6 protein-coding genes and 1 pseudogene are annotated in these 7,202 nt (G+C 59.1%); 3 read left to right on the forward strand and 4 right to left on the reverse strand.

Going from position 1 to position 7,202, the window contains the following annotated elements; translation table 11 throughout:
- Positions 1-42: 42 nt before the first annotated feature.
- Positions 43-951 (reverse strand): LysR family transcriptional regulator, encoded by a 909-nt coding sequence (locus tag GHN92_RS11330; protein ID WP_094999881.1) that lies wholly within the window; start codon positions 949-951, stop codon positions 43-45.
- A 107-nt stretch (positions 952-1,058) separates the two neighbouring features.
- On the opposite strand from GHN92_RS11330, the gene GHN92_RS11335 reads away from it, so the two are divergent.
- Genes GHN92_RS11335 through GHN92_RS11345 form a run of 3 tightly spaced genes read left to right on the forward strand, consistent with a single transcriptional unit; the run spans position 1,059 to position 3,597 of the window.
- A complete protein-coding gene (locus GHN92_RS11335) occupies positions 1,059-2,291 on the forward strand; it encodes a D-amino acid dehydrogenase (RefSeq protein ID WP_094999880.1) in 1,233 nt (410 codons plus the stop codon).
- A 30-nt stretch (positions 2,292-2,321) separates the two neighbouring features.
- The gene (locus GHN92_RS11340) at positions 2,322-2,672 is read left to right on the forward strand and encodes a RidA family protein (protein ID WP_094999879.1); all 351 of its coding nucleotides are present in this window, start codon (positions 2,322-2,324) and stop codon (positions 2,670-2,672) included.
- 22 nt (positions 2,673-2,694) lie between these two features.
- Positions 2,695-3,597 carry a transporter substrate-binding domain-containing protein gene (locus GHN92_RS11345; RefSeq protein ID WP_150628471.1) on the forward strand — a complete coding sequence of 301 codons (903 nt, stop codon included), beginning with the start codon at positions 2,695-2,697 and terminating at the stop codon, positions 3,595-3,597.
- Positions 3,598-4,172: 575 nt separating this feature from the next.
- Here the strand turns inward: GHN92_RS11345 and GHN92_RS11350 are convergent.
- From GHN92_RS11350 to GHN92_RS11360, 3 genes and pseudogenes are all read right to left on the reverse strand, one after another.
- Positions 4,173-4,892 carry a 16S rRNA (uracil(1498)-N(3))-methyltransferase gene (locus tag GHN92_RS11350; RefSeq protein WP_153380177.1) on the reverse strand — a complete coding sequence of 240 codons (720 nt, stop codon included), beginning with the start codon at positions 4,890-4,892 and terminating at the stop codon, positions 4,173-4,175.
- 73 nt (positions 4,893-4,965) lie between these two features.
- Positions 4,966-6,372 (reverse strand): adenosylmethionine--8-amino-7-oxononanoate transaminase, encoded by a 1,407-nt coding sequence (locus GHN92_RS11355; protein ID WP_095020460.1) that lies wholly within the window; start codon positions 6,370-6,372, stop codon positions 4,966-4,968.
- Positions 6,373-6,674: 302 nt separating this feature from the next.
- Positions 6,675-7,130, reverse strand: a pseudogene (locus tag GHN92_RS11360) (IS5 family transposase); the annotation flags it as partial.
- Between the last annotated feature and the right edge of the window lie 72 nt (positions 7,131-7,202).

Genomic DNA, 7,202 nt, shown 5'->3' on the forward strand with positions numbered 1-7,202 from the left:
TTATCGCGAGCAAGCCCGCTCCCACACTGTTAAATCGCGTTATCAACCCGCCAACCGCTGCAACTGTTCGCTGGCACGCTCTGCGAACAGTTGCAGCAACCCTTCCAGCGTATGTACCGGGGCCTCATCGGCCCGGGTCAGCGCATACAGCGTAATCGGTAGTGCGGGGCTCAGAGGCCGGATCACGGTACTCGCCCGCGACGCTCCCAGCGCCGTAAACGGATCGATCACCGCCAACCCGGCCCCCGCCTCCACCATCGCCCGCGCCAGTGAATAGGTTTGTACCGCAATGCTGATACGTGGCGGCGGCTCAACCGATTGCAGGTAGCTGTCCAGCCGTGCAAACAACGGATCGGCACTGCTCAGGCCGATCAAAGGCGCATCCGCCAGTTCATCCAGCGCCAGTGGCACACCTTCACTTGCATCAGGCCAGAACCCCCGCGGAGCCAGTGCCACCAATACGCCGTGGGCCAACGCCTGGGCCTTGAGGCCCGGGTGGTCGGGCTGTTTGAAGGTCAGGGCTACGTCCAGTTCGCGCATCAACAGGTTCTGGATCAATTCACGTGTATGAGCACTGACCAGTTCACAGTTGATGTCCGGATATCGGTGCTTCCACTCGCTGATCACGGGCGGCAGTAGTGCCAACGCCAAGGCTGGCGTACTGCCAATGCGCAAACGATGCCCCGGCGTACGCCGCAGGCTTTGCGCCAGACGCTGCACCCCTTGCAGGCTCTCGGTCACCTTGTCGACCTCGCGCTCCAGCAATAGCGCTTCCGGGGTGGGCTGCAATTTGCCGCGTACCCGCAGAAACAACGGGAACCCCAGCCGCTGCTCAGCGTGTTGCAGCACCTTGCTCACCGCAGGCTGCGACACATGCAGCAACTGCGCCGCCGCACTGACAGAACCGGTTTGGCGAATCGCCTGAAACACTTCGATATGACGCAAGCGCATGGCAGTAGTCCATAACCTTTGTTTATGGGATGACCATCTTTATTCATTGTTCGCCGCCTGTCACCTGCCCCTAATCTGAAGCCCGAACAACAAGGGTGAGGACTGACATGGCACAGCGAGTTTGCATCATCGGCGGGGGCGTAATCGGGCTGGCTACAGCGTATGCCCTGGTGCGCGACGGCTTTGAAGTGACGGTGATCGAGGCCCGCCCGACCTTGGGCAGCCAGACCAGCTTTGCCAATGGTGGCCAGCTCTCCTACCGCTATGTAGCACCGCTGGCCGATGCCGGCGTGCCGTGGCAAGCGATGGGCTGGATGTTGCGCGGCGACTCGCCCCTCAAGCTGCGCCCGCGCATGGACCCGGCCCAATGGCGCTGGCTGGCCTCGTTTGTGGCTGCCTGCCGTGGCTCGGTGAACCAGCGCAATGGCGCGCATTTGCTGCGCCTGGCATTGCTCAGCCAGGCCACGCTGCAGCAGTGGCGCGAAGAAGATCAGCTCGACGGCTTCGCCTGGCAGCGCAACGGCAAGCTGGTGGCGTTCCGTGAGCGCGGCAACTTTGAAAAGGCCCGGAAAAAAGTTATCCACAGCTCATTTCAACAAGCACTGACTGCCGGCGAATGCGCCAGCCTGGAACCCGGGCTGCAAGGCTCGGCATTCGTCGGCGGTATTTATACCCCAAGCGAAGAGGTCGGGGATTGCCACGGGTTCTGTCAGCAACTGGCCGCCCGCTTGCAGGCCAGTGGCCGTTGCACCTTTATGCTGGGCAAGACCGTCACCCGGCTTCGCCACGCCAACGGGGCGGTACAGGCAGTGGAAATGGGCGACGAGGTTCTGGCCGTGGACCAACTGGTGCTCGCCGCCGGGCACAACAGCCCGGCCCTGCGCCTGCCGGGGCTGCACCTGCCGTTGTACCCGCTCAAGGGTTACAGCCTTACGCTGGCCCTGACCGACCCGCAAAAGGCACCACAAGTGAGCATTACCGACTACGACCGCAAAATTGTCTACGCGCGTATCGGCGAGCAACTGCGCATCGCCGCGATGGTCGATATCGTCGGCTTCGACCCTGCCCCGGACCCCAAACGCCTGGCGCAAATGCGTCAACTGGCCAGCAGCACTTTCCCGGATGCGGGCAACTATCAAACCGCCATCGAATGGGCTGGCATGCGCCCTGCAACCCCCAGCGGCGTACCCATCCTGGGTGCCAGCGGTTATCGCAACCTGTGGCTCAACCTGGGCCACGGCGCCCTGGGCTTCACCCTGGCCTGCGGCAGCGGGCGCTTGCTCAGCGAGCTGATTGCACAACGCAAAACCTCCATTGACATGCAAGGCCTGGCCGCCTGAGTGCGCCATCCCGTCCACAAGGAAAGCCCTATGACCATTCAACGCATCAACAGCAATGACCGTTTGAGCGCCGCCGCGACGTTTGAAGCCCTGGTGTTTCTGTCGGGACAGGTGCCTACGCAAAGCGAGGACATTACGGCGCAAACGCAAGAAGTGTTGAGCAAGATCGACGCCCTGTTGGCCGAAGCTGGCAGCGATAAAGACCACATCGTTAACGCCACCCTTTACCTGCAAAACATCCAGCGCGACTTTGCGGCCATGAATGCCGTGTGGTCAGCCTGGCTGTCGGCAGGCAAGGCGCCCACCCGCACCACCCTGCAGGCGGAGCTGGCACGGCCTGAGGTATTGGTGGAAATCAGCGTGATTGCAGTTCGTCATTAATCTGTGTGAGGGGAAAACAACAATGAACAAATTTGCCTTGATCAGTTGCACGCTGGGCCTGTTAATCAGCCATGCCGTACAAGCCAACGAAGCCCCGTTGCAGGGCACACTGAAAAAAATCGCCGACTCGGGAAGTATTACCCTGGGTTATCGCGATGCATCGGTGCCGTTCTCCTATGTCGGCGATAACAGCGGCAAGCCCATGGGCTATTCGGTGGAGCTGGCCAATAAAATCGTCGAGCGCATCCAGCAGCAAGTGGGCAGTAAACCGCTGAAGGTCAAATACAACCTGGTGACCTCGCAAACCCGCATCCCGCTGGTGCAGAACGGCACCGTAGACCTGGAATGCGGCTCAACCGGCGTGACCGCCGAACGGCAAAAACAGGTGGCATTTTCCTATGGGTTTATTTACGTCAAAGGCCAACTGCTGACCGCCAAGGACAGCGGCATCAAGGGCTTTGATGATTTGCGCGACAAAAACGTGGTGACAACGGCAGGCACCACCAACGAACGCTTTATCAAAAGCTACAGCGCCGACCACAAAATGGGCATGAACGTGATCAGTGCCAAAGATCATGGTGAAGCCTTCAAGATGCTCGAAACCGGCCGCGCCGTTGCGTTTTATATGGACGATGCGCTGCTCTACGGCGAACGTGCCAAAGCTCGTGATCCGCACAAATGGGTGGTTGTAGGGGATGAGCAATCCCGTGAAATCTACAGCTGCATGGTGCGCAAGGACGACCCGCAGTTCCTGGCGGTGGTGAACAAGACCCTGGCCGACCTGTATCAGTCCGGGGAAATCACCAGCATTTACCAGCGCTGGTTCGAACAACCGATCCCGCCCAACGGCCTGAACCTGGAGTTCCCGATGACCGCCGAGCTAAAACAGATCATCGCCAAGCCGGTGAGTGATCCGGTGGAGTAAGGGCGTCAAAAAAAGTCTTCCGTTACACCCTCACCTTCACACCAGCTGCCCCAAGACGCGCCTGCTGCACTCAGGCGCGTGCTGCTTCAGTGCGTTGCCAGCGTATCCAGCGACTTGTCGACATAACCCTTGGCCAGCTCCACCAAGTGCATGACCGACAACACCAAAACGAACGGGTGGCAGCCGTACGCAGGTTAGTAGACCGGTGAGCTCGGAAACCGGCGCGCCCGAGGGCGCCCTGCGTACGGCCACCATAAAGCGGGGCCGAAAAAAAACGCCTCACTAAGGTGGCGCCTTGCGCCTTGCTCATCTACCAGGCTACTAAACCCGACCGCTGATTTGCAGCGATGGGCCGAGACTATTCCCCGATTTGAACAGGCGCAAGCGAGCGGAATCTTCTCGGATGATTCACGAGAATGAAAGCGAAACGTCGTACGAAACGACTGAAATTGAAGGCCACACCTTTGTGGGAGCGGGCTTGCTCGCGATGGGATCGACGCGATTATCTAGACCTACCGCGGCGCTTGCATCGCGAGCAAGCCCGCTCCCACAAAAGCAAAAAAGCAGGCCCTGACTTAGAAATCACCCCACAACTGCTGCGCCACGGCCAGGGCTACAACCGGCGCAGTTTCGGTACGCAGCACCCGTGGGCCAAGGCGTGCAGGTTGGTAGCCGGCGGCCTGGGCCAGGTCGATTTCGTTATCGGTCAGGCCGCCTTCGGGGCCGATCAAAAACGCCAGGCGCGAAGGTTTCGCGTGGCTGGCCAAAGGTTCTGACACCGGGTGCAGCACCAGCTTGAGGTCGGCTTCAGTGGTTTTGATCCAGTCGCTGAGCAATAGCGGCGGATGGATAACGGGCACCCGCGAACGGCCGCATTGCTCACAGGCGCTGATCGCCACCTGCCGCCAGTGGGCCAGACGTTTGTCGGCGCGTTCGTCCTTGAGCCGCACTTCGCAGCGCTCGCTCATGATCGGGGTGATTTCAGTCACGCCCAGCTCGGTGGCCTTTTGAATCGCCCAGTCCATACGCTCGCCACGGGACAGGCCCTGACCGAGGTGAATGGCCAATGGCGATTCAACTTGCCCTGCGAAGGTTTCGTCCAGCAGCACGCGTACGCGCTTTTTGCCGACTTCCAGCAAGCGTCCCAGAAACTCCTGGCCCGAGCCGTCGAACACTTGCAAGGCATCGCCCTCGGCCATACGCAGCACGCGGCCAATGTAATGCGCCTGAGCCTCAGGCAATTCATGCTCACCAAGGCTCAAAGGAGCGTCGATAAAAAAGCGGGACAATCTCATTTAAATTCTCTGAAAATTCGGGTGCTAATGTGGGAGCAGGCCCGCTCCCACAGGAGATACAGTACGGCCCGGTTTAACCCGGGTCACGGAAGTCCGGGTGAAAATTCGATGGCACGGCCACGCTGATGTCGCTGCGGGTCGCGATATCGATCCCTTCACTGGCCACTTCAGCCAAAAAGTCGATCTGCTCGGGGGTGATCACGTAAGGCGGCAAGAAATACACCACGCTACCCAGTGGGCGCAACAACGCACCCCGCTCCAGGGCGTGCTGGAAGACTTTAAGCCCCCGACGCTCCTGCCACGGGTAAGCGGTTTTGCTGGCCTTGTCCTGAACCATTTCAATGGCCAGCACCATACCGGTCTGACGCACTTCCGAGACATGAGGATGATCAACCAGATGGGCAGTCGCCAGGGCCATACGTTGAGCCAGGGCCTTGTTATTCTCGATGACGTTGTCTTCTTCGAAGATATCCAGCGTCGCCAACGCTGCGGCACAGGCCAGCGGATTACCCGTATAGCTGTGGGAATGCAGGAAGGCGCGCAGGGTCGGGTAATCGTCGTAGAACGCGCTGTACACCTCATCCGTGGTCATGCAGGCCGCCAACGGCAAATAGCCACCGGTCAACGCTTTGGACAGACACAGGAAGTCCGGCGTGATACCCGCCTGTTCGCAGGCGAACATGGTGCCGGTGCGGCCAAAGCCCACGGCAATTTCATCAAGGATCAAGTGCACCCCGTAACGGTCACAGGCCTCGCGCAGCAGTGTGAGGTACACCGGGTGGTACATGCGCATGCCACCCGCGCCCTGAATCAACGGCTCGACGATAACCGCAGCCACGGTTTGATGATTTTCGGCGAGAGTCTGCTCCATCGCCAAAAACATCGTGCGCGAATGCGCTTCCCAGCTCACGCCTTCAGGGCGCAGGTAGCAGTCGGGGCTCGGCACCTTGATGGTGTCGAGCAGCAACGCCTTGTAGGTTTCAGTGAACAACGGCACATCGCCCACGGCCATCGCGGCCATGGTTTCACCGTGATAGCTGTTGGTCAGGGTAACGAAGCGTTTTTTGTCTGGCTGTTCACGGTTGAGCCAGTAGTGGAAGCTCATCTTCAGCGCAACTTCGATGCACGACGAGCCGTTATCGGCATAGAAGCAACGGGTCAGGCCTTCAGGTGTCATCTTGACCAGCCGCTCGGACAGTTCGATCACCGGCTGATGGCTGAAGCCTGCAAGGATCACGTGCTCCAACTGATCGACCTGATCCTTGATGCGCTGGTTGATTCGCGGGTTGCAGTGGCCAAACACATTGACCCACCAGGAACTCACGGCATCGAGGTAGCGCTTGCCTTCAAAGTCTTCCAGCCACACGCCTTCGCCGCGCTTGATAGGGATCAAGGGCAGTTGTTCATGGTCTTTCATTTGGGTGCAGGGATGCCACAACACGGCAAGGTCGCGTTGCATCCACTGGTTATTCAGGCCCATTTTCACTCTCCTGGCGCTGGCTCCCGGCGTGTGCGGGCAAACAAGAGTGCAAGCCTATGCAATGCGCAGGCGTGTAACAACCTATTACGTTTACTCCGTATTCAAAGACGGCCTTGGACACCCACAGGCAACACAAATATTGTTAACGTTTGCTTAAGGAAGGTCTGAAGTAGTCAGCGATTTTTGATGCCCTCCTTGGTTGAGGTTCAAAAAACGCTGGCTTGGTCAGAAATCAGACCTTTCCTGTTCTTAACTCATCGTTTCACCCTTGAACAACGCCTTTTCAAGGCGCTTTTCCCGCATTACAGGCGCACCTCTCCCGCAGCCAGCAGCCGTTTTCGCATCATCCACAGGTTCGACAGGGCAAATAGCGTGGCCTGTTGCGCGGTGTTTTTCATCAGGCCGCGAAAGCGCACTTTCGTATAGCCAAACTGACGCTTGATGACCCGAAACGGATGTTCAACCTTGGCGCGTACTTGGGCCTTGGCGTATTCGATCTTGCGCCGCAGACTACCGATCAAACTCTGTTTTCCGTGCTTTTTGTAGCTGCTGGGCCGCGCCGCAATCGACCAGATCATCTTGCGATTCTGATGCTCAGGACGCTTGTCCACGCCGGTGTAACCGGCATCGCCAGACACGTAAGACTCCTCGCCATGCAGCAACTGATCGACCTGCGTCACGTCCGCCACATTGGCCGCCGTGCCCACCAGGCTATGCACTAAGCCGGATTCGGCATCAACGCCGATATGCGCTTTCAGTCGGGTAAAGCAGGAGTGTTACCACTCCTGCCTCCCCTAAGAACCGTACTTGAGAGTCACCCCTCATACGGC

It is taken from the genome of Pseudomonas sp. FSL R10-2964, from assembly GCF_009600035.1.
Lineage (GTDB): Bacteria > Pseudomonadota > Gammaproteobacteria > Pseudomonadales > Pseudomonadaceae > Aquipseudomonas > Aquipseudomonas bubulae.

Bases quoted from the DNA above. Each gene is read 5' to 3' on its own strand.
- GHN92_RS11330 (WP_094999881.1), bottom strand. From the start codon at position 951: ATGCGCTTGCGTCATATCGAAGTGTTTCAGGCGATTCGCCAAACCGGT.
- GHN92_RS11335 (WP_094999880.1), top strand. From the start codon at position 1,059: ATGGCACAGCGAGTTTGCATCATCGGCGGGGGCGTAATCGGGCTGGCT.
- GHN92_RS11340 (WP_094999879.1), top strand. From the start codon at position 2,322: ATGACCATTCAACGCATCAACAGCAATGACCGTTTGAGCGCCGCCGCG.
- GHN92_RS11345 (WP_150628471.1), top strand. From the start codon at position 2,695: ATGAACAAATTTGCCTTGATCAGTTGCACGCTGGGCCTGTTAATCAGC.
- GHN92_RS11350 (WP_153380177.1), bottom strand. From the start codon at position 4,892: ATGAGATTGTCCCGCTTTTTTATCGACGCTCCTTTGAGCCTTGGTGAG.
- GHN92_RS11355 (WP_095020460.1), bottom strand. From the start codon at position 6,372: ATGGGCCTGAATAACCAGTGGATGCAACGCGACCTTGCCGTGTTGTGG.